Source organism: Arthrobacter sp. THG-b23 (assembly GCF_059091265.1).
The window spans coordinates 45254-66224 of sequence record NZ_JBNHGM010000007.1; the positions used below are offsets into that span (position 1 = coordinate 45254).

Annotated in this window: 17 protein-coding genes; 13 read left to right on the forward strand and 4 right to left on the reverse strand. The window is 71.0% G+C overall.

What is annotated here, in order from left to right; genetic code table 11:
- Position 1 precedes the first annotated feature (1 nt).
- Positions 2 to 1477: a sensor histidine kinase gene (locus AC5RVD_RS12930; protein ID WP_494113692.1), complete on the forward strand. Its 1476-nt coding sequence runs from the start codon at positions 2 to 4 to the stop codon at positions 1475 to 1477.
- A gap of 76 nt (positions 1478 to 1553) precedes the next feature.
- Here the strand turns inward: AC5RVD_RS12930 and AC5RVD_RS12935 are convergent, their stop codons facing one another.
- Positions 1554 to 1802, reverse strand: a complete 249-nt coding sequence (locus AC5RVD_RS12935; protein ID WP_086994524.1) for a WhiB family transcriptional regulator — start codon at positions 1800 to 1802, stop codon at positions 1554 to 1556.
- Positions 1803 to 2077: 275 nt separating this feature from the next.
- Here AC5RVD_RS12935 and AC5RVD_RS12940 point away from each other — a divergent pair, with 275 nt between their 5' ends.
- The gene (locus tag AC5RVD_RS12940; RefSeq protein WP_494127129.1) at positions 2078 to 2494 is read left to right on the forward strand and encodes a hypothetical protein; all 417 of its coding nucleotides are present in this window, start codon (positions 2078 to 2080) and stop codon (positions 2492 to 2494) included.
- On the opposite strand, the gene AC5RVD_RS12945 is transcribed toward AC5RVD_RS12940, so the two are convergent.
- Complete coding sequence (locus AC5RVD_RS12945) at positions 2466 to 6416, reverse strand: type VII secretion EssC family protein (RefSeq protein ID WP_494127130.1); 3951 nt, start codon at positions 6414 to 6416, stop codon at positions 2466 to 2468. The genes AC5RVD_RS12940 and AC5RVD_RS12945 overlap by 29 nt on opposite strands.
- Positions 6417 to 6569: 153 nt before the next feature.
- On the opposite strand from AC5RVD_RS12945, the gene AC5RVD_RS12950 reads away from it, so the two are divergent.
- The 5 genes from AC5RVD_RS12950 (at position 6570) to AC5RVD_RS12970 (ending at position 11883) form a co-directional block, all read left to right on the forward strand.
- Positions 6570 to 7859 (forward strand): nucleotide sugar dehydrogenase, encoded by a 1290-nt coding sequence (locus tag AC5RVD_RS12950; protein ID WP_494127131.1) that lies wholly within the window; start codon positions 6570 to 6572, stop codon positions 7857 to 7859.
- Positions 7860 to 7920: 61 nt separating this feature from the next.
- The gene (locus tag AC5RVD_RS12955; protein WP_494113383.1) at positions 7921 to 8541 is read left to right on the forward strand and encodes an acyltransferase; all 621 of its coding nucleotides are present in this window, start codon (positions 7921 to 7923) and stop codon (positions 8539 to 8541) included.
- On the forward strand, positions 8538 to 9632 hold the full coding sequence (locus AC5RVD_RS12960) for a DegT/DnrJ/EryC1/StrS family aminotransferase (RefSeq protein ID WP_494127132.1): 1095 nt from the start codon (positions 8538 to 8540) through the stop codon (positions 9630 to 9632). Before AC5RVD_RS12955 ends, AC5RVD_RS12960 begins: the two co-directional genes overlap by 4 nt.
- Positions 9633 to 9634: 2 nt before the next feature.
- Positions 9635 to 10705 carry a Gfo/Idh/MocA family protein gene (locus AC5RVD_RS12965; RefSeq protein ID WP_494127133.1) on the forward strand — a complete coding sequence of 357 codons (1071 nt, stop codon included), beginning with the start codon at positions 9635 to 9637 and terminating at the stop codon, positions 10703 to 10705.
- The gene (locus tag AC5RVD_RS12970; protein ID WP_494113386.1) at positions 10705 to 11883 is read left to right on the forward strand and encodes a glycosyltransferase; all 1179 of its coding nucleotides are present in this window, start codon (positions 10705 to 10707) and stop codon (positions 11881 to 11883) included. The genes AC5RVD_RS12965 and AC5RVD_RS12970 overlap by 1 nt, the downstream gene beginning before the upstream one ends.
- Before the next feature lie 58 nt (positions 11884 to 11941).
- On the opposite strand, the gene AC5RVD_RS12975 is transcribed toward AC5RVD_RS12970, so the two are convergent.
- Entirely contained in the window at positions 11942 to 13081 is a 1140-nt protein-coding gene (locus AC5RVD_RS12975; protein ID WP_494113387.1) for a glycosyltransferase, read from the reverse strand.
- Positions 13082 to 13325: 244 nt separating this feature from the next.
- Between AC5RVD_RS12975 and AC5RVD_RS12980 the strand changes: the two genes are divergently transcribed.
- The 6 genes from AC5RVD_RS12980 to AC5RVD_RS13005 are packed head-to-tail and all read left to right on the forward strand — an operon-like array spanning position 13326 to position 18918.
- Complete coding sequence (locus AC5RVD_RS12980; RefSeq protein WP_494113388.1) at positions 13326 to 14486, forward strand: glycosyltransferase; 1161 nt, start codon at positions 13326 to 13328, stop codon at positions 14484 to 14486.
- Positions 14487 to 14513: 27 nt separating this feature from the next.
- Complete coding sequence (locus AC5RVD_RS12985; RefSeq protein WP_493989168.1) at positions 14514 to 15179, forward strand: glycosyltransferase family 2 protein; 666 nt, start codon at positions 14514 to 14516, stop codon at positions 15177 to 15179.
- A 4-nt stretch (positions 15180 to 15183) separates the two neighbouring features.
- Positions 15184 to 15561: a DUF2304 domain-containing protein gene (locus tag AC5RVD_RS12990; RefSeq protein ID WP_494127134.1), complete on the forward strand. Its 378-nt coding sequence runs from the start codon at positions 15184 to 15186 to the stop codon at positions 15559 to 15561.
- The gene (locus tag AC5RVD_RS12995; protein WP_494127135.1) at positions 15558 to 16802 is read left to right on the forward strand and encodes a glycosyltransferase; all 1245 of its coding nucleotides are present in this window, start codon (positions 15558 to 15560) and stop codon (positions 16800 to 16802) included. Before AC5RVD_RS12990 ends, AC5RVD_RS12995 begins: the two co-directional genes overlap by 4 nt.
- Positions 16795 to 17931, forward strand: a complete 1137-nt coding sequence (locus AC5RVD_RS13000; protein ID WP_494127136.1) for a glycosyltransferase — start codon at positions 16795 to 16797, stop codon at positions 17929 to 17931. Before AC5RVD_RS12995 ends, AC5RVD_RS13000 begins: the two co-directional genes overlap by 8 nt.
- 3 nt (positions 17932 to 17934) lie before the next feature.
- Complete coding sequence (locus AC5RVD_RS13005; RefSeq protein ID WP_494127137.1) at positions 17935 to 18918, forward strand: glycosyltransferase; 984 nt, start codon at positions 17935 to 17937, stop codon at positions 18916 to 18918.
- A 52-nt stretch (positions 18919 to 18970) separates the two neighbouring features.
- On the opposite strand, the gene AC5RVD_RS13010 is transcribed toward AC5RVD_RS13005, so the two are convergent.
- Positions 18971 to 20788: an ABC transporter ATP-binding protein gene (locus AC5RVD_RS13010; protein WP_494127138.1), complete on the reverse strand. Its 1818-nt coding sequence runs from the start codon at positions 20786 to 20788 to the stop codon at positions 18971 to 18973.
- Between the last annotated feature and the right edge of the window lie 183 nt (positions 20789 to 20971).

Below are 20971 nucleotides of genomic sequence, written 5' to 3' on the forward strand. Positions count from 1 at the left end.
CTTGGCCATCTTCACCGATCCCATCCGCGACTACGCCGACTTTCGACCGGGTGACGCGGAGTGGCTCCATCTGCTGGTCGGCGACTGGCAGCTGATCGCGGACCTGGCGTTCGCCGATCTGGCCCTGTGGTTCCCGACGCCGGACGGGAGCTACGTGGCGCTGGCGCATGTGCGGCCGTCGACCACCCACACGGTGTTCCACCGGGACTTCGTGGGGGAGCGGATCCGTGAGGACCTCAAGCCGCTGGTGGACCAGGCACGCCAGTCGCAGACGATCGAACGGTCGTCGGAGGCCGACTGGACCACGGAGATGGCGATGCGGGTGGAGGCGGTGCCCATGGTCCGCAACGGCCGGACGCTGGCGATCGTGACGTCGCACATGGACCTGTCCAGCTCCAGGATGCCGTCGCGGCTGGAGCTGACCTACCGGCAGTGCGCCTACGACCTCCTGAAGATGGGAACGCTGGGACTGTGGCCGGACTTCGCCTCGCCGACCGGGTCGCGCCGCGGCGCGCCCCGGGTCGGCGACGGCCTGATCAGGTTGGATGCCGACGGGGTAGTGGAGTACGCCAGCCCCAACGGTGTTTCGGCCTTCCGGCGGCTCGGCGACGTCGAGTCCCTGGAAGGCCGCTCACTGGCCGAAGTGACAACGGCACTGCTCAAGGACCGGCGCATGGTCGACGAAACCCTGCCGCTGGTTGTCACCGGGCGCATGCCCTGGCGCACGGAGATCGAATCCCGCGGCGTCTCGCTCTCGCTGCGGGCCATCCCCCTGAGGAATGAGCAGGAGCGTTTCGGCGCCCTGGTGCTGTGCCGGGACGTCTCGGAGCTGCGCCGGCGGGAGATGGAGCTGGTGTCGAAGGACGCCACCATCCGGGAAATCCACCACCGCGTGAAGAACAATCTCCAGACGGTGGCCGCGTTGCTGCGCATGCAGTCGCGCCGCATGGTCAGCGACGAGGCGAAACAGGGGCTGGAACAGGCCATGCGCCGCGTCGCCACGATCGCGCTGGTTCACGAAACGCTGTCCCAGGGCTTGGCGCAGAACGTGGACTTCGACGAACTGATCGGGCGTCAGTTCCGGCTCTCGGCGGAAGTGGCTTCGCCCACGCAAGCTGTCCGCACCGAGCGCAGCGGCGAGTTCGGGGAACTGCCCAGCGAGTTCGCCACACCGCTGGCCCTGGTGATCAACGAACTGGTCACGAACGCCGTCGAACACGGGCTGGCCGGGCGGCACGGCACGGTCCGGTTGACTGCCCGGCGGAGCCGGCGCGGCGACGACGAATTGCTGACCGTTTCGGTCGAGGACGACGGCGTGGGCCTGCCCGAGGAACCGCGGGGGGAGGGCCTGGGTCTGCAGATTGTCCGCACGCTTGTCACCAGCGAACTGGGCGGCCGGATCGAATGGACCCCGCGCGACGGCGGGGGAACGTGTGTGCGGATCGACTTGGTGCTCAACAACAGGGGTGCCCGTTGAGCGCGGGCAGGCCGCCGACGCGAGAGGCCGCTGCCGAATCCGGCAGCGGCCTCTCGCCAAACTGGGGGTCTTGGGGTCAGGACGCCCGGCGGGCCCGGGCGGCGCGGCGCTTGAGCGCCCGGCGCTCGTCCTCGCTCATGCCTCCCCACACACCGGCGTCCTGGCCGGACTCGATGGCCCACTGCAGGCAGGTATCAATCACCGGGCAGCGCCGGCAGACGCTCTTGGCCTCTTCGATCTGCAGGAGTGCCGGCCCGGTGTTCCCCACGGGGAAAAACAGTTCCGGGTCCTTGTCCAGGCATGCCGCGCGGCTACGCCAATCCATGCTGATCACATACTCCTTTAAATGGTGTCCGGTGGTTTTTGTGAAAACATTCACGAACAGACTCATAGAAAAGGGAGCCCGACCGGCCCCCTCTGCGCTTCGCCATCAAGCGTTTCATGTTAAATCCGCGTAAACAAGAGGTCATGCGGACTTAACCGGCCGTAATACCTGAGTCATTCGTCACAGGGTGATATGGTTCGGCACCGGCCGGGAACCGGTGCCCGGCCATCTGCAGGCGATAATCCGACTATCTAAGGTAGGGTGCGAGTGTGTCAATGCCTGCACCGTCATCCGCCCCTGCCGCCCGTCCCATCGCCATCAAAATCATCGCGGCGGCAGTGGTCCTGGAAGCACTGGTGCTCTTGGGCGGAGCCGCCCTGTACGGCTACGGGCTGGCCACCCAGACCCCGATATCCCTGTCCAGCAGCGTCTTCCTGCTGGTCCTGATGCTGGTCTTCGGCCTCTGGCTGCTGGTCGTCGGGCACTTCCTGTTCCGCGGATACCGCTGGACGCGGGCTGCTGCACTGGTGTGGCAGGTCTTCGTGGTGGTGGTGGCCATCTCCATGATCCAAGGCGGCCAGCTGCTGCTGGGCCCCGTCCTGCTGGTGGCGGCCGGCGCCTCCTTCTTCCTGCTGCTGACCAAGCCCGTGACGGATTTTCTGGTCAGGGGCGCCGCTCCCCGCGCCCTGTAGCCACGGCTACCTGCAGCGGCACGGCCCGGCCGGAATCGATCCGGTAGCCGCGTCCCGGCGGCCTCCACCCGTCGTCGAGCCGCACCCCGAAGAAGTCCGCATCCGCGCCCGCCCGCGGCGCCAAGACCATGCCGCGCCCCCTGGCCCTGGCCTGCAGGGCCAGCGGAACCTGCTGCGGCAGCAAGGGCCCCGGGCGTGCAGCCACCACGGCCGATGCGCCGGCGGCGACCAAGGCGGCGATGGCTCCGTTGGCACGCCCGCCGAGGGCCTCGGCGTCGTCGACCAACAGGACAGCGCCGCGCCCGGCGGCGGCGCGTCCGGCCCAGAATTCGTCGGCGTTTCCGTCGCGGGGCGGTGCACAACACGGCCTTAGTCCCTCCAACGACCGCTGCAGGAGGACCAGCAGGTTGGTCTTACCGCTGCCTTCGGGGCCCAGGACCAGGTACACCTCGCCGGCGGCCAGCGCCAGCGTGGAGGGCTCAAGCTCGTCGCCTTCCACGCCGATCACCGGCTGCCCGCGGCATGCGCGGGGCAGCGTGGCTGCGGAAACCGTCAGCGGCAGCGGTTTTATCCTGAAGGGGCGGGTGCGGGCGTCGGCCGGCGGGAGGCAGCCGGCCGGATCGGTGGTCAGGTGGCAGACCCCGCCGTCGCCGCCGATCCGCCCCTGCACCAAAGCCCTGCCGGGCACCGCGTCCATGGGAGGAAGGCGGGGCCAGCCCAGCAACGTTTCGGGACCGGCGCCGGTCGGAAGGTAAAGCCGGTTGGCCATGAGCGGCAGGAAGCGGCTGCCGGACAGCTCACGGTCTCCGGACACAACCAGGACAACGCCCGTCGCCTGGCCGTCGCGGGCCAGATCCTGCAGACAGTCTTCGGCCCAGCCGAGCCGGCCGGCCCGGAAGCCACTGAGCCAGCGGCCCCACCCGCTGACGAACACGACCAACGGAACGGTGGCCGCCGGCTCGGCAGGCCCATCTGCCGACGCCAGGCCGCCGAGCCGGGAGGCGACCTCGTTGGCCAGCCGGCGCAAAACCCTTGCCGCCCGTTCGGTGTCCTGGGGGCCCATGTAGGCGCCCGTCCGGCCGGCGCCCGAGGCGGGGCCCAGCGAACCGTCACCGTCCAGCACGTAGCAGTGTCGTTCCACCCGTCCGCCCAGGACCTGTGCCGCCAGGGCCCGCAAGAACTCCCGGTGCCCTCCTCCCTCCACGCCGAGAACCGCAAGGTGGCCGTCGCGCTCCGGCTGCCAGTGCAGCGGCACCTGCCGTTGGCGGGACGGCAGATCCAGCAGCCCGATCGCGAGGCTGTCCCCGTCGTGAGGCAAGGCGCCGGCGGGGCGCTGGCTCCCGCCGTCGCCGCCTCCGGGACAGCGGGCCGGGGCGACCGGCCCGGGCCCGGCCAGGTCGGCGACGGCCAGTCTCGCCGGCAGGGCCGGCGGCAACCGCCGGGCTTCCGCCAGGCCGAGGCCACGGGAGGCGGCCGCGGCCTCGGCCACCAGCCGCTCGACCTCTCCGGCGCCCTCCGCGGCAACCGCCGCCGGCGGTTCCGCCGCCAGCCATTCGTCCACGGTCCGGAAGGCCGGGAGGGGGCCGGCGGCCGGCAAGGTGCTGGAGGCCGACTGGAAGGGGACCGGATCCTGCGTGCCGATGCGCAGGTAGGCCCTGCCCCTTGCGGTCACCGGTATGTCGGCGGCCACGGGCGAGTCCAGCAGGTCGCGGGACTCGGCCGTGTTCTGCGTCCGCAGCACGATCATGGTGGTGATATTCGCGCGGATGTCCGAGGAGACCGCCCCCTGCGGCCGCTGCGTGGCCAGCACCAGATGGATGCCCAGGGCCCGGCCCACCGTGGCCACGCGCATCAGCTCGGGAAGTGCCTGCGGCGCGTCCTCGCCCAGCATCCGGAATTCGTCCACCACGACGACGAGCCGCGGCAAGGTGCCCGGCGGGCAGGCCGCGATGTCGCCGATGCCGCGGCCGGCCAGCAGGGCTTCGCGGCGGCGCACCTCCGCCTGCAGCCAGGCCAGCGACCGGCCGACTGCTTCCAGCGTCAAGTCCGTGAGCAGGCCGGCGCAGTGCGGCAACCGGGCGAGCGGGCCGAGCCCGGAACCGCCCTTGAAGTCGATCAGCAGGAAATTCACCGTGTTCGGGGACTTGGTTAGGGCCAGCGAGAGCACAAGACTCCGCAGCAGTTCGGACTTGCCGGAGCCGGTGGTGCCGGCGACCAGCAGATGCGGCCCGTGGACGGCCAGGTCGAGCGCCAGCGGTCCCGCGGCGCCGGCACCCGGCACAGCGATGAGGCCGGGATGGTGGTCGCCGCGGGACCACCGCCCTGCCAGCGGCTCCGGCGGAAGCATCGACTGCAGGCGGCAGCGCGCCGGCACGGAACCGGCCGCCTGTGGCGTCGTGCCCGGGATGGCCGCGGCGGCCAGCCGGGCAAAGCGGTCCAGCGTCGGGGCCGACACCAGATCCACCGAAAACGCGACGTCCCTTGAGTCGGCGGTCAGGCGGGACTCCTGTCCGGCCACGATGATCCGGGTCCCGGATGCGGCCTGGCCGCCGAACCAGAGCTGCGCGGCCGGCGGTCCTGAATCCGCCAGGAGCCGGGCCGCCTCGCCGCCGCGTCCGGCTACCAGCAGCACTATGGTGCCGCCGCCGGCGGAGAGCCGCTCCGCCAGCTGCCCGGGCCGGTCCACCAGATCCACCCCCGGCAGGAACCGGGCCGACGCTCGAAGCGACTCCGGCAACGCATAACAGACAACACGCAGAGAGGTTCCCGCTGCCCGTGTGGCCAACTGCAGCAGGACGGAACGCATCAGTCCTTCCAGCCCGGACGGTGCTCCTTGGAACCGCAGCCGGGGCTCGGCGAGCAGATCCACACACAGCGGAACGTCCTGTGGCGCGGGAGGCTCGGCGACCGGCGCAGACGCCGAGCCGATGTGGGCCGGCAGGCTGGCCGTCCCCAGCCGCAGCCACACGTGGGCCGGGCGTGCCGGAGGGCTCAGGTCCGCGGCGGGACGCCAAAGCCCCGTGCCCGCCCGCAACAGGGACACGGTCAGCTCGGCGGGGCCGGGGGCCGCCCGGCGCCGCCGCCGGGCGTCCGCTTCCGCCGCAGCAAGCACCGCGGCCCGGTAGCGGCGACGCTGCCGCCGCCCGGCGGCGCAGGGCACGGCGGCGGCCAGCAGGGACATGGCGCTGAAGACCAGGAAGAACCAGAGCCCCGTCAGCAGGGCCAGCGCCAGGCCGGCGAGCAACGGAAGCCCGGCCAGCAGCAACGTCGTCCGGCTCCGTTGCTCCGGAGGCTTTTCAGCCACGGGCACCGGAACGGTCAGGTCGGTGTCCGGCCGGAACGGTTCACCCGGTTCGCTGCCCACGACCAGCTGCAGTCGGCTGCCGCCGATCCGCACCGTGTGCCCCGCCCTCAGCACGACCTGCCTGGTCCGCCTGCCGCCCCGGACGATGCCGTTGGACGACCCGGCGTCGCGCAGCAACACCTGGCGGTCGGTGACTTCCACGGTGGCATGCAGCCGAGACAACTCAGGATCCGCGATGGTCAGCGCGCAGGCATGCCGGCCGACGGTGAAGCGGCCGCGCGTGAGGGCGAACAGGCGGCCGGCGTCGGGCCCGGCAGTGACGGCCAGCAGCAGCGGCGGCAGCGCCGGTGCTTCCCGGCGCGGCACAACCGCCGCGTCCGGGGCGCAGACGACGACGGCGCCGTCGACCAGCGGGGACACGCCCGCGGTGAGGGAGGACAGCCTCCGTCCGGCCACCGTGAAGGCCACCCCCGGCAGGCGCCCGCGCAGCCAGGCCGCCAACGGCGCCGCGCTTATTCCGCTTTCCAGCCCCGCGACCGCCTCGGCATTCGCGGCGACCCAGGCCGCGGCGGTGGCCCGAAGGCCGGGGGCGGCCGCGAGCGTCAGGTGGAGGACCATGACAAGGAACCTAGGCAGAAGGGCGCGCTACTTTCCTGTGCTTCGCCCGGTTTGTGGATAACTGCGGAACCGAAGGCTGCCGTGAACAAGCGATACCCTTGACTCTGGGCCGAAAGGCCCGCACACCGACACAACGAGAAAAGGCCTTAGCTCTTGAAGATCGCTGTCATTGCTCTGGGAAAGATCGGGTTGCCGTTGGCGGCCCAGTTCGCTTCAAAGGGGCACGAGGTCGTCGGCGTGGACGTGAACCCCGCCGTGGTTGACCTGGTCAACTCGGGCAGCGAACCGTTCCCCGGGGAGGCAGGACTCCAGGACAGGCTGGCCGAGCTGGTGCCTGCCGGCAGGCTGCGGGCGACCACGGACTATGCTGACGCGGTGCCGGGAGCCGACGCCGTGGTTTTGGTGGTGCCCTTGTTCGTGGACGCCGAGGCCAAGCCCGACTTCGGCTGGATGGATGCTGCTACGCAGGAGCTGGCCAGGCACCTGACGCCGGGCACGCTGGTCTCCTACGAGACAACGCTGCCGGTGGGCACCACCCGGAACCGGTGGAAACCGATGCTCGAGGCCGGCTCCGGGCTGGTCGAGGGCGAGGACTTCCACGTGGTCTTTTCCCCGGAGCGGGTGCTGACCGGGCGGGTGTTCGAGGATCTGCGCAAGTATCCCAAGCTCGTCGGCGGGCTTTCCGCGGCCGGTGCTGCCGCGGCGCAGGAGTTTTACGAGGCGGTGTTGGACTTCGACGACCGGCCGGACCTGCCGCGCGGCAACGGTGTCTGGGACCTGGGCTCGGCAGAGGCCTCCGAGCTGGCCAAGCTCGCCGAGACTACCTACCGGGACGTGAATATCGGTTTGGCGAACCAGTTCGCCCGCTATGCGGCCACCGCCGGTATCGATATCTATCAGGTGATCGAAGCGTCCAACTCCCAGCCCTACAGCCATATCCACCAGCCCGGCATCGCCGTCGGCGGGCACTGCATCCCGGTGTACCCGCGGCTGTATCTGTGGAACGATCCGTCGGCCACGGTGGTCGCTGCGGCGCGGGCGGCGAACGCGGGCATGCCGGACTATACGATCGGCCTGTTGGAGGGCGCATACGGCGACCTTGCCGGTGCGCGCGTGGCGGTGCTGGGCGCGGCCTACCGCGGCGGCGTGAAGGAGACTGCGTTCTCCGGGGTGTTCGGCGCGGTGGAGGCGATCAACGCGCGGGGAGGCACCGCCGTCGTGCATGATCCCATGTTCAGCGATGCCGAGCTCACGGCTTTGGGCTTCACGCCCTACCATCTGGGCGAGCCCGCCGACGCCGCCGTGGTGCAGGCCGACCACGCCGAATACTCGGACCTGGGACCGGACGATCTGCCCGGCGTGAAGGTATTTGTCGACGGCCGGCGGGTCAGCTCGGCTGGGCGTTGGCCGGGCGTGGCGTACCGGGTGATCGGCAAGCCCTGAGCGCCGGAACGAAAACGGAATCGACGGCGGCGCAGCGGCCGTGAGCGGAAAGAGGGAAACCATGGCGTTCATCGCCGATTCGGCAGACGTCGCCGACGCCGCCCGGCTGGGCGAGGGCACGAAGATCTGGCACCTGGCACAGGTCCGCGAGGGCGCCGTGCTGGGAGAGAACTGCATCGTGGGCCGCGGCGCCTACATCGGCACCGGGGTGCAGGCCGGGGACAACTGCAAGATCCAGAACTATGCGCTGGTGTACGAGCCGGCGCGGCTGGGCCGCGGGGTGTTCATCGGCCCGGCGGTCGTGCTGACCAACGACACCTACCCGCGGGCGGTCGCCCCGGACGGTTCGCTGAAGAGCGCCGAGGACTGGACGCCGGTGGGCGTGGACATCCGCGACGGCGCGTCGATCGGCGCGCGGGCGGTCTGCGTGGCCCCGGTGACCATTGGCGCCTGGGCCACCGTGGCCGCCGGCTCCGTGGTCACCCGCGACGTGCCCGACTTCGCCCTCGTGGCCGGGGTTCCGGCCAAGCGGATCGGCTGGGTGGGCCGGGCCGGACAGCGGCTGGCGCAGGACCCGGCGGATCCGTCGGCGTGGGTGTGCCCGGCGACCGGGTCCAAATACCGGGAGGACGAGGGCGTGTTGCACGAAGTTACGGACGAGACCGGAGGAGAACAGTTGTGAGCAAGGACTTCATACCGGCGGCAAAGCCGATCATCGGGGACGAGGAACGGGCCGCGGTCGACGCCGTGCTGGCCTCCGGCATGCTCGCGCAGGGGTCCGAGGTGGCCGCCTTCGAGCAGGAGTTCTCGCAGGTGCTGCTGGACGGCCGGCACGCGGTGGCGGTCAATTCCGGGACCTCGGGCCTGCACCTGGGCCTGCTGGCCGCCGGCATCGGGCCCGGCGACGAGGTCATCGTCCCGTCCTTTACCTTCGCGGCCACCGCCAACTCGGTGGCCCTGACCGGCGCCACCCCGGTGTTCGCCGACATCGAGCCGGAGCACTACTGCCTGGACCCTGACGCGGTCCGCGCCGCCGTGACCGGGCGGACCAAGGCCATCATGCCGGTGCACCTGTACGGGCATCCGGCCGACATGGACGCGCTGGGCAGGCTGGCCGCGGAGAAGTCGCTGCTGCTCTTCGAGGACGCCGCCCAGGCCCACGGGGCCTCGCTGGGCGGCCGCCCGGTGGGTACGTTCGGCGAGTTCGCGATGTTCAGCCTGTACCCGACCAAGAACATGACCTCCGGCGAAGGCGGCATGGTCTCCACCGGCAGCGACGAGGTGGCGCGCCGGCTGCAGCTGCTGCGCAACCAGGGCATGGAACGCCAGTACGAGAACGAACTGGTCGGCTTCAACGCCCGGATGACCGACCTGCACGCCGCCATCGGCCGGGTGCAGCTGGGCAAGGTCCTCGGCTGGACCGACCGGCGCCGGGCCAATGCCGCGTTCCTCGACGCGAACCTGGACGGCGTGGGCACCCCCCGGGTGGCCGACGGCGCGGTGCACGTCTACCACCAGTACACGGTGCGGATCGGCGCGGGGGAGCGCGACCGGTTCGCCGCGGCGCTGAAGGATGAATACCGGATCGGGTCCGGCGTCTACTACCCGATCCCGAACCACCGGCTGCCCTCCTTCAACACCGCCGCGGACCTGCCGGCGACGGAAGCCGCGGCCGCCGAGGTGCTCTCGCTGCCGGTGCATCCCTCCCTCGACGCCGAGGACCTGGACCGGATCGCCACCGCGGTCAACGCCCTCGCGAAGGCAGGTGCCTGAGCATGGCAGGGACCGGCAAGACCGTGCTGCGCGCCGGGCTGATCGGCCTGGGCATGATGGGCCGCCACCACGCCCGGGTGCTCCGCGAGACCGACGGCGTGGAACTGGTGGCCGTGGCCGACGCGTACGGCGACCCGCACGGCGCGGCGCCCGGCCTGCCCGTCTTCGGCGGCGTCGAGGAGCTGATCGCGGCCGGGATCGACATCGCCATGTGCGCGGTGCCCACCGGCCTGCACGAGGAGGTCGGCCTGGCCCTGGCCGAGGCCGGCGTGCACACCATGGTGGAGAAACCGCTCGCCGACACCGTCGCCGGCGGCGAGAAACTGGCCGCCGCGTTCGAATCCCGCGGCCTGGTCGGCGCCGTCGGCCATATCGAGCGGTACAACCCGGCGCTGCAGTCGCTGCGCGCCCGGCTGGAGGCCGGCGAACTCGGCCGGATCTTCCAGATCGCCACCCGCCGGCAGGGCCCGTTCCCGGCCCGGATCGCCGACGTCGGCGTGATCAAGGACCTGGGCACCCACGACATCGACCTCACCGCCTGGCTGGCGCAGTCCGACTACCGGTCCGTCAGCGCCCGCACCACCACCCGCTCCGGCCGGGAACACGAGGACATGGTCGCGGCCACCGGGCAGCTGGCCAACGGGGTGATCACCAACCACCTGGTCAACTGGCTCTCGCCGATGAAGGAACGGGTCACCGTGGTCACCGGGGAACGCGGCTCCTTCGTGGCCGACACGCTGACCGCCGACCTGACCTTCTACGAAAACGGCACCATCGACACCGAATGGGAATCCGTGGCGAACTTCCGCGGCGTCTCCGAAGGCAACATCACCCGCCTGGCCATTCCCAAGCGGGAACCGCTGAAGGTGGAACACGAGGCCTTCCGCGACGCCGTGCTCGCCACGCGCGGACTGCCGCCCGGTTCCCCGGCTGCACAGCACGACGGCGGCGCCCGCACCGACCGCCCGGCGGCCACCATCGTCACCATGCGCGAAGGGCTGAACACGCTGCGCGTCGCCGAAGCCATGATCGCCAGCGCGAAGGAATCCCGCACCATCGGGCTGCAGGCCTGATGGGCCTGCGGATCCTGCTGGCCACCCGGATCTATGCACCGGAGGCCGGCGCCGCCGCCTACCGGCTGGCCGCCACCGTCCGGGCGTTGACCGAGGCCGGGCACCAGGTCACCGTGCTCACCACCCGGCCCCCGAAGGGACTTGGTGCCGCGGCGGGGGAAACCGGCCGCCCCTGCGCCCGGGTCCTGCGCTGGCCCGTGCTGCGGGATGCCAGCGGCGCCGTGCGGGGCTACCTCCAGTACGCCAGCTTCGACATCCCGCTGTTCTTCCGCCTGCTGGCGCAGAAACCCTTCGACGTGCTGCTCGTGGAGCCGCCGCCGACCACCGGCGTGGTGGTCCGGGCGGCGGCCGCGCTGCGGCGCCGTCCCTACGTGTACTTTTCCGCCGACGTCAGCTCTGATGCCGCGGCCGGGATCGGCGTGCACCCGCGGGTGGTCAAGGTGCTGCGGGCCGTGGAACGCTGGGTGGTGACCGGTGCCTCCGGCGTCCTGAGCATCTCGCCCGGCGTGACCCAGGCGCTGGCGGGGCTGACCTCCGGACGCGCCAGGGTGGCCGAGGTGGGCACCGGCATCGACACGGGCACCTTCAGCCTGGACGGGCCCCGCGCTGCGCATCCCGGCCCCACCTTCGTCTACGCCGGCACCATGTCCGAAATCCAGGGCGCCGGCGTGTTCGTGGACGGCTTCCTCAAAATCACGGACCGGTACCCCGAGGCGCGGCTGCTGATGTACGGCGGCGGCGTGGAGCTGGAGGAGCTGCGCCGGCGGGCGGCACCGGCGGGGGAGCGGATCCGCTTCATGGGAACGGCCGACGGCGGCACGATCGCCCGCGCGCTGCGCTCCGCCGCCGCGGGGCTGGCCTCGGTGCGGCCGGCCCGCGGCTATGACTTTGCCTTCGCCACCAAGGCCTTCGTCTCGTTGAGCTGCGGCACGCCCGTGGTCTACGCCGGCGTCGGCCCGCTGCGGCAGCTGGTGGCCGACCATGGGCTGGGCCAGAGCGTGGACTGGGACGCCGGCCAGGTGGCCGAGGCCCTTGCCGCGGCGCTGGAACAGACCCCGGACGACGCCGAGCGCCGCCGGCTGTCCGACTGGGTCGAGCGGAACTACTCGCTGCGCAGCGTGGGGGCCCGCGCCGCCGAAGCCGTCGCGGACGCCGCGAAAGGCTTCCGGCAGCGCTGACGCCGGCTCCGGCAGTGCGTCGGCCGCGCCGCGGGGATGCCGCTGGCGCCGGCCTCGGTCAGGGCGTCAGCAGGGCAGCGAGGATGCCCCTGGTGACGGCCTCGTCCTCGGCCGAGCTGAGCGCCGCGGCGGCTCCGTGCGCGTTGGCCTTGTACTTGTCCACCTGTTCGGTGGTCAGCGACGCCAGCGCCCGGGCCAGCGACTCGGTACTGAAGTCCTCGGTCACCACGCCCAGGTCGTAGGCCTTCATCAGCGCCGCGGTCTCCGGGGACGGGCTGAACACCAGGGCCAGGCGCGCCTGGACGAAATCGAAGAACTTGTTCGGCAACATGAACCGGTGGTTCATCGTCTGCGGCGGAAGGGAAAAGACCCCGACGTCGTAGGCATTGAGCGTGGCGGGCAGCTCTTCCGGGGGGACCGCGTCGTGGAAGGTGATGCGTTCGTCGCCGTCGGCCAGGTCCTTGAGCTGCTGCCAGTAGCGTCCGCCGTCGCGGGCTTTGACCAGGTACAGATCCAACGTGAAACGGTCATCCAGCAGCTTGACGGCGTCGATGGTGCCTTCCAGGTTGCGGCCGGGTACCGCGGCGCCGCTGTGGACCAGGCGGATCTTCCCCGGCACAGGGGCCGACGGATCCAGATGTCGGAACGGCCCCGCGTTGCGGACCACTTCCACGGTGCAGCCGAACTGATCCGCATACATCCGGGCGATCGATCCGTTGACGGCGGTGACCGCGGCGCTGCTCGGCAGGTACTTGGCGCAGAGCCTGTGCATGTACGGCGCGACCAGCAGCCGCCAGGGCAGTACGTGGGAGCGTTCCTCCGGCGCCCACTCGTGCATGTCTCCCCACACCGGTGCCCCCTGCGCCACGGCGTGGGCCAGGGGCAGGGCGCGCGCCTCGTTCGCCACGACCAGATCGAAGCGGCGTCCCGCCACCAGCTCGCGGGCCTGCTTGATGGCGGGGGCATCCAGCTCCACCGCGGAATACAGGCGCAGCGCCAAGAGCAGCACACCCAGCGGCGTCTGCGGCAGCGAGGGCAGCGACGCGTCGATTTCGAGGTGGTGGGTGGCTCCGGGGGGACGCTTGCCGTAGCTGAGCGTGGTGACCTCACCGGCTTCGGCCAACAGCTTGACTTGCCGCAGCACACGGGAATCGGCCTGGATATCAGAGAACGAGATACACAGGATCTGCTGGGCCACCACTGCTCCTTGTCGCTGACGCCGGGCGAATGCCGGACACTGAAAGATTACCGTTAGGGAATCGGTCCGCGGCGGCGCGACGGCGCCCCGGGCGCGCCGGACCGCGGCGCCAGGCAAGCGGACCCCTGCCCGTGGCAGGGGCCCCGGGCGAGGCCCGGAGCCCCGGGTGGCGTTCAGGACGCCGGGCTAGGATGGCGATAAGCCGCACCGAGACGGCTGCAGCCCACCAAGGTCCGGGAGCCCCGTGAAGATCGCCATCACCAAGAGCACGTTGCGGATTCCGCCAACGTACTTCGCCACGGCGCACGCCGAGCGGTTGAAGGACAGGCACGACTTCCGTGTCTTCACGCTGGTGGCGGAGATCGAGGATTCATCCGTCACGATCCCGGTCACGGACTTCGTTCCGGTCCCACGGTTGGGCTTCCGGCGCCGCGAGCTCATGATGCCGGCTTTCATGCCGGCCATGACCGTGGCCGTGGGCCGGTTTGAACCGGACATCATCCATCAGCACTTCGCCACCTGGTCGACGCCTGCCGTCAAGGCCTCCATCGTGTCCGGGACGCCGCTCATCACCACCATGCACGGCTCCGACATGGTCTCGCTGGGAAATCCCGCGGACACGATGATGGCCCGGTGGCACCACCGGAATGTCCTGGCCGCCGCGGCGCACAGCACCCGCATCCTGGTGGTCAGCAACTACATGGCCGGCCGCGCCGCCGAGCTGGAACTGGACACCGCGAAAATCCAAATCCACTACCAGGGCGTCGATACCGACTATTTCGAGCCGGCCCGCTACCAGGCCGATGAAGTGCCGGTCGTGCTCTTCGTCGGCCGGCTGAACACGCAAAAGGGCATCCGGGATCTGTTGGACGCCTCCCTGGCCGTCTGGCGCAAGGCCCGGCACCGCCTGGTGGTGATCGGGGACGGCCCCTTGCGCGACACCGTCGCCGAGCAGGCTGCCAGCCACCCGCACATCGACTTTCTGGGCCGCCAGGACCGGAGCGCGATCCGCTCCTGGCTGCAGCGGGCACACGTCCTGGTGGCCCCCAGCCAGGAAGCCGGCGGCGCCCGGGAAGCCGCCGGGCTGGTGCTGCTGGAAGCCCAGGCGTGCGGCACTCCCGTGCTGGCGTACCGCAGCGGTGGCATCCCCGAAATGATGGACGACGGCGTCACCGGCCTGCTGGCACCGGAAGCCGAGTACAACCAGCTGCAGGACGGGTTGCAGCAACTGCTGCAGCTGGGCAGCGCGGAGTACATTGCCATGCGTCGCGACGCGCGCAAGTTCGTGGTGGACCAGCGGAGCCTGGCGGGCAGCGTGCGGGAGCTGGACGGCCACTATCGCGACGTGGCAGCCCAGCCGCCGGCCACCGGGCAGCAGGGCCCGCCGCCCCCGGAACAGCCGTGACCATTCCCTGTGTGGAATACTAGGCGGGTGAGTCGCTGCTGGGTCGTCGTGCCGATGTACAACGAGGCCACCGTCGTCGGTTCAGTCATCCAGGAGCTGCTCGAAACCTTTCCCCACGTGGTCTGCGTGGACGATGGCAGCACCGACGATTCCGCCGCCCTGGCACGCAAGGCCGGCGCCGTCGTCGTTGCCCATCCGGTGAACCTGGGCCAGGGCGCCGCCCTGCAGACCGGAATCGAATATGCCGTGCAGGATCCGCAGCTGGACGCGGTCATCACCTTCGATGCGGACGGCCAGCACCGGGTCCAGGACGCGGCGGCGATGCTGGCGCGGATCAGGGCCGGCGAAGCGGACGTGGTGCTCGGTTCCCGCTTCCTCGACGGGCGGGGCGAGGTCTCGGCGCTCAAGCGCCTGGTGCTGCGCACGGCGGCCATCCAGTCCCGGATTTCCACCGGCTACCGCCTGACCGATGCCCACAACGGGCTGCGTGCGATCTCCGCCGACGTGGCCCGGAGAATCCATCTGACCCAGAACCGGATGGCACACGCTTCCGAACTGATCCACCAGTTCGCCGCCCTCGATGCCCGCGTGGTGGAGCAACCGGTACACATCGTCTACACGGAATATTCCAAGTCCAAGGGGCAGTCCCTGCTCAACGGCATCAACATCCTCGCTGACCTCTTCTTCCGGTGAACCCATGCTCATAGTCGTCCAAATCGTCCTGGTCCTGGCCGTCGCCCTAGGCGCGCTGGCGCTGATGCGCGGGGGCCAGAACGCGCGGCACCAGGCCGTGCGCCGCATCCTGCTGATGCTCTTCGCCGTCATGGCCGCGCTGTCCGTGTTCTTCCCGGGCATCCTGACCGCCGTGGCGAATGCGCTGGGCATCGGCCGCGGCACCGACCTGGTGCTGTACGGGCTGATCGTGTGCTTCCTGATCTACATGGCCAGCTCCTTCCAGCGCACCCGGCAACTCGAGGAGCGGATCACCAAGCTCGCCCGCCGCATCGCCCTGGACGAGGTACCCAAGCCGGATGACATCGCCGGACCGAAGGCACCGCCGGGAAGCGGGGCGTGAGCGTGCCGGAGAATCTTCGCCGCCCCGACGGCGGTCCGGAGGCCGAAATCGTGATCGCCGTGCATACCGCTGACCGCCCGGTCCGGCGCGCCGTGGAATCGGTCCTGGCCGCCGCGCCGGGACGCGTCGGCGCCACGGTGGTATGCCACAACATGGATCCCGTGCCCGTGCGCGAACAGTTGGCGGGCCTGCCGGAGACCGTCCGGCTGCTGGAACTGGCCGACGGGATACCGTCGCCGGCCGGGCCGTTCAACCACGGGCTGGGCCGGGCCCGGGCAGAGTTTGTCGGCATCATGGGATCCGACGACACGCTGGAGCCCGGATCGGTGTCCGCTTGGCTGGACGCAGCGCACGCCACGGGCGCGGGCGTCGTCGTCGCACCTCTCCGCTACCGTGGCGGCGCACGCATCCTGACGCCGCGCGCCCGGGTGTTCAGGGGCCCGCTGGTCGATCCGCTTCGCGACCGCCTGGCCTACCGGACGGCACCGCTGGGGCTGATCCGGCGCGAGGCGGTCGGCCGGCTGGGCCTGCGGCTGACCGCTGGGCTGCGCACCGGGGAGGATCTGGAATTCGGCCTGCGCCTGTGGTTCTCGGGCGAAAAGATCGCCTACCCGGCCCACGCCCCGGCGTACCTGGTGGGACAGGACGCGGACGAACGCGTCACCGCCGCCGTGCTGCCGCTGCGCACCCAGTTCCAGGACGTCGAGTCGCTGGTGTCAGGGGCCTGGTTCCAGGCGCTGCCGGGTGACCAGCGCGAGGCCATCGCGGTGAAGCTGCTGCGGGGCCACGTCATCAGCGCGGCGCTGCGCCGCGGCGCGGGCTTCGCCTGGGAAGCCGAGGACCGGCAGGCGATGTCCGCCGTCGTCCGCTCCCTGACAAGCGCCGCCCCCGGGGCGCCGCGCCTACTGGGCGCCCCGGACGAACGCCTGCTGCTGGCCCTGCGGGACGCGGTCTCCGCCGCGGACCTTGCGGCGGAAGTACGACGACGGGAGGCGGCCGGCGCGCTGCGGCGCACCTTCACCCGGCGCTGGCAGGACAACGCCCGGCGCGAAGCCCCGCTGCGGACCAACCTGAACTCGCTCGCGTTCAGCGCTGCCTGCCGGCTGCGCGATGCCCGGCTGAAGGCCCGCCCGGTCGCCGCGGCGGGCCGCCCCGCCGCGGCCAAAAACTCCTCCGGGGCCAACGGCTCCTCCGCCGCCCCGGAATCCGCCAGCCCCGACGTAAGGCAGCCCCGTGACTGATGCCCGATCCCTGCTGGTCCTCTCGCTCTCGCCGCTGCGCAGCGACCCGCGGGTGCTCAAGCAAATCACCCTGTTCAAGGACAAGTACCGGGTGTTCACCTGCGGCTACGGCCCCGCGCCGGACGGCGTCGCCGGGCACTTCGAGCTGGACACCGCGCTGGCCAGTTGGCCGCGCGATCCCCGGCGGCTCGCCCTGCGCCGCTACGTGGACGTGTATTGGAACATCGCCGCGGTCGCGCAGGCCCGGAAGCTGCTGCGCGGCCAGCGGTTCGACGCGGTGCTGGCCAACGACACCAACACCGTCCCGCTGGCGCTCAGCCTTGGCCCGGACCGCGGCGTCCACGCCGACCTGCACGAATTCGCGCCGAAGGAGCACTTCAACAAACCGGCCTGGCGGGCGCTGGTCGCCCCCTACGTCCGCTGGCTCTGCCGCACCTACCTGCCGGCCGTGCGCTCGGTGACCACGGTGGCGGAGGGCATCGCCGAGCAGTACACCAAGGACTTCGGCGTCGCCGCCTCCGTGGTCACCAACGCCGCCCCCTACGCGGACCGGCAGCCGCGGCCCACCGGCGCGAAGATCCGGATGATCTACAGCTCCGCGGGGCAGCGCTACCGCAAGATCGAAGACATCATGGAGGCCATGCGCGGCGCGCCCGAGCACCTGGAGCTGGACCTGATCGTGATGCCCAACGAGCCGGCCTACGTGGCCGAGCTCAAGGCGCTCGGCGAGGAACTGCCGCGCGTGCGGTTCCGCGAGCCCGTCCCGTACGACCGGTTGGTGGACACCGTCGCCGAATACGACGTCGCCGTCTCCATCATTCCGCCCACCAACTTCAACCTGGCCCACGCCCTGCCCAACAAGTTCTTCGAGGCCGTGCAGGCCCGCACCGGGCTGATCATCGGGCCGTCGCCGGCCATGGAGACGCTGCTGCGCCGACACGGCCTGGGCGCCGTCACCGCCGACTTCACCCCCGCGGCCCTGGTGGAGGTGCTCAAGACCCTGACGCCCGAGCTGGTGGACGAGTGGAAGGCCAACGCGCACGCCGCCGCCCGCGAGCTGTCCTCCGAGCACCAGATCAAGGGCTGGGAGCAGGCCGTGGACAGTCTGTTCGCCCGGCAGGAGGCCTGAGCGGTGGCAGCAGAACCACGCGTCCTGCACATCTACGACGCCGCCGACGTCGGCGCCGCACTGGTCAAATACGGCCAGCGGGCGGGGCGCCCGTGGCGGCACTTTAATGTCATCCCACCGGAAGGCGCGCCGTCGTCGGCCGTCCGCCGGGCCGCGAAGCTCGCCGCCGGCGCCGCGTGGCAGGTACGGCGGGCGGCCGCCATCCTGCGCTCGGACCTGCTGCATGTGCACTCCGGGTCGCGGATCGGCGTCGTTCGGTCCCGACCGGTCAAGCCCTTCGTGCTGCATTTCCACGGCACGGATATCCGCACCCAATACTACGATCCCGTCCGCCGGTCCGCGCTGCAGTGGGGCGCCGACCACGCCGTGAAGGTGCTGTACTCCACCCCTGACCTGCGCGAACACGCGGAAACGGCCCGCGCCGACGCCGTGTACTTGCCGAACCCGATGGACCTGGAGGAACTGCCCGAGTGGCGGCCCGCCGCCAGGCCGCGGATTGTTTTCGCCTCCCGCTGGGATGACTCCAAGGGCGGCCAGCGGCAGCTGGAGCTGGTGCGTGCACTGCAGGTTGCCGCCGGCACGGAGGTGGAGCTGCAGGGGCTGGATTGGGGCGGCGGTGCAGCCCGTGCCGCGGAGCTCGGCGTCGTGATGGTGCAAAAGATGCCCAAGCCCGCGTACCTGCGCTGGCTCGCCTCTGCACATGTGGTGATCGGCCAGGCGGCCGGCATCCTGTCCATGAGCGAACTGCAGGCCATCGGCATCGGGGTTCCCGTGGTGATGCAGCTGGGGGAGGGGTACTACCGGTCGCCTCCCGTGCTGCAGGGGGAGTCGGCCGACGCGCTCGCGGCTGCGGCCGCGGCGGCGCTGGAGAACCCGTCCCGCACCTCCGCAGCCCTGGGCGGCCGTGCCTGGCTCGGGGAACACCACGACCCGGCACGCCTGGTGCACCGGCTGGCGGGGATCTACGCCGGGGCGGCAGCCGGATAAGCCCGGCCGGCTCCTGCCCGCGGGCCTGGAGCGGCCTGCGGCGGATACGGGATCAGCGGTGCTCTTCCACCGGCTTCCCGGTCTTGCCGAGGCCGGCGAGGGCAGCCTGTTCGGCGAAGTCCGGCACGGTAGCCACCACCTCGTCGAAGGTTCCGGCGGCGGCCACCGTTCCTCCGCGCATGAAGAACACGATGTCGGCGTCCCGGATCGTCGCCAGGCGGTGCGCCACGGTAATGACGGTAACGTCGCCGTGCAGCTGCCGGATCGCCGTCGTCACCGCCGCCTCGGTGGCGGTGTCGAGCGCCGAGGTGGCCTCGTCCATCACGAGCACCCGGGGGTTGTCATACAGGGCGCGGGCGATGCCGAGCCGCTGCCGCTGTCCGCCCGAGAGCGCCATGCCGCGCTCGCCGACCAGGGCGTCCAAGCCGCCGTCGCGCCCCAGCACCGTGTCCAGCAGCTGCGCGCGCCGCAGCGCAACGGTCACGCGCTCGCGGTCCACGCGGGCCTGGTCCCACGCGAGGGCCACGTTTTGCGCGATCGAGGCGTCGAAGAGCGAGACCTCCTGCGGCACGTAGCCGATGCGCCGCCGCCAGGAATCCAGCACGAACTCCATCGGTTCGCCGCCCACCAGGATGCGCCCGCGGCTCGGCTCGAGCAGGCCCAGGAGCAGGTCCACCATCGTCGACTTGCCGGCGCCGGACGCACCGACGAAGGCCACGTGGCTGCCGGCCGGAATCCGAATATTCACGTCGTGCAGGGCCGGCGCCGCGGTATCCGGATAGCTGAAGGCGACGTTCTTCAGCTCGATGTCGGCGGCGTTGTCCGGCAGCTCGTGCTGCGGGCGCTCGTCGCGCCGCCGCGACATTTCGGCCTCGCCCGCGTGGATGTCCTCGACGATCTGCCGGGCGAAGGACGCGCTGGTATTCACGGAAGACTGCACGGCCTGCATGCGCGTCAGCGAAGGGATCAGGCGGAAGCCGGCGACGGCGAACAGGCCGACGGCGCTGACCGCCCCGGCCGGTCCGCCGGTCAGGTAGCCCACGCCGCCCAGCAGCGCGAACCCCAAAACCAGGGCGGTCTCCAGCACGTAGCGCGGGATCTGCGAAATCTGGATGGCGCCGGCGCGCGCTATCGAGGACTTGGTCCGGGTGCCGTGCACCTGTTCCTGCACCTCGGGCCCGCGGCCGGCCAGGGTGATTTCCTTGAGGGCGCCCAGCGCCTCGTACAGGGTCTTGGCGGTGCGGTTGGACCATTCCCGGTTTTCCCGGCCGATGGCCACCGCGCGCGGGGAAATCACCTTGGCCAGCAGCAGCGCCACCAAGCCCAGATAGATCATGGTCACCACCGCGATCAGCGGCTGGGCCACGAACAGCACGACGACGACCGCCACCAGGGTGCCCAGCTCGCCGAACAGGCTCATCGCCGGCATCAGGACACCCGAGACGGTGATCCCCACGCCCACGTCCACGGAGCGGACGATTTCGGCCGAATTGCGGCCCAGCCGCTTCTCCCACGGCGAGGCGAGGTAGGCGGCGAAGAGACGGTCGCCGATCGCCACTTCGTGCCGGGCGAAGCGCTTCGTGGCGAAGCGCAGCAGCAGGACGGCCAGCACCCCCTTCAGCACGATCAGCAGGCAGATGAACGCCAGCAGCGGCAGGGCCAGCCCGTTTTCGGCAACATTGCCCACGATGGGCAGCTTGGCGTCGGAGCTGCCCACGAGGGCCGGCAGGAGCGCGGCGATCAACCCCAGGGCGACGACGTCCAGCAGGGCCAGCGCCGCCGACGCTGCGCCATAGCCGGTCAAGAAACGCCGGCTGCCATCGGGCAGGGTACGCAGCAGCGGCACAAGAACGTCGAGGATGCTTTTCATACTGCCCCTCAGCCTATTCCATAGCGCCCTTATCACCCGCGACGGCTACTGGCCAGTGGCGGATAGAAAATGTGACAGCTTTTCCACAATCCGTGTGGAAGGGCTGGCCGGTCTGAAGACCGGTCGCTAGGGTCGGTGGGAAACGCCCGCCCGCCGGTCTCAGTTTCGCGCGGCGGGGGGTTG

Coding starts and splice junctions, on each gene's coding strand:
- AC5RVD_RS12935 (WP_086994524.1), bottom strand. CDS start 1,802: ATGGATTGGCGTAGCCGCGCGGCATGCCTGGACAAGGACCCGGAACTG.
- AC5RVD_RS12940 (WP_494127129.1), top strand. CDS start 2,078: ATGCCTGCACCGTCATCCGCCCCTGCCGCCCGTCCCATCGCCATCAAA.
- AC5RVD_RS12945 (WP_494127130.1), bottom strand. CDS start 6,416: ATGGTCCTCCACCTGACGCTCGCGGCCGCCCCCGGCCTTCGGGCCACC.
- AC5RVD_RS12955 (WP_494113383.1), top strand. CDS start 7,921: ATGGCGTTCATCGCCGATTCGGCAGACGTCGCCGACGCCGCCCGGCTG.
- AC5RVD_RS12965 (WP_494127133.1), top strand. CDS start 9,635: ATGGCAGGGACCGGCAAGACCGTGCTGCGCGCCGGGCTGATCGGCCTG.
- AC5RVD_RS12970 (WP_494113386.1), top strand. CDS start 10,705: ATGGGCCTGCGGATCCTGCTGGCCACCCGGATCTATGCACCGGAGGCC.
- AC5RVD_RS12990 (WP_494127134.1), top strand. CDS start 15,184: ATGCTCATAGTCGTCCAAATCGTCCTGGTCCTGGCCGTCGCCCTAGGC.
- AC5RVD_RS13010 (WP_494127138.1), bottom strand. CDS start 20,788: ATGAAAAGCATCCTCGACGTTCTTGTGCCGCTGCTGCGTACCCTGCCC.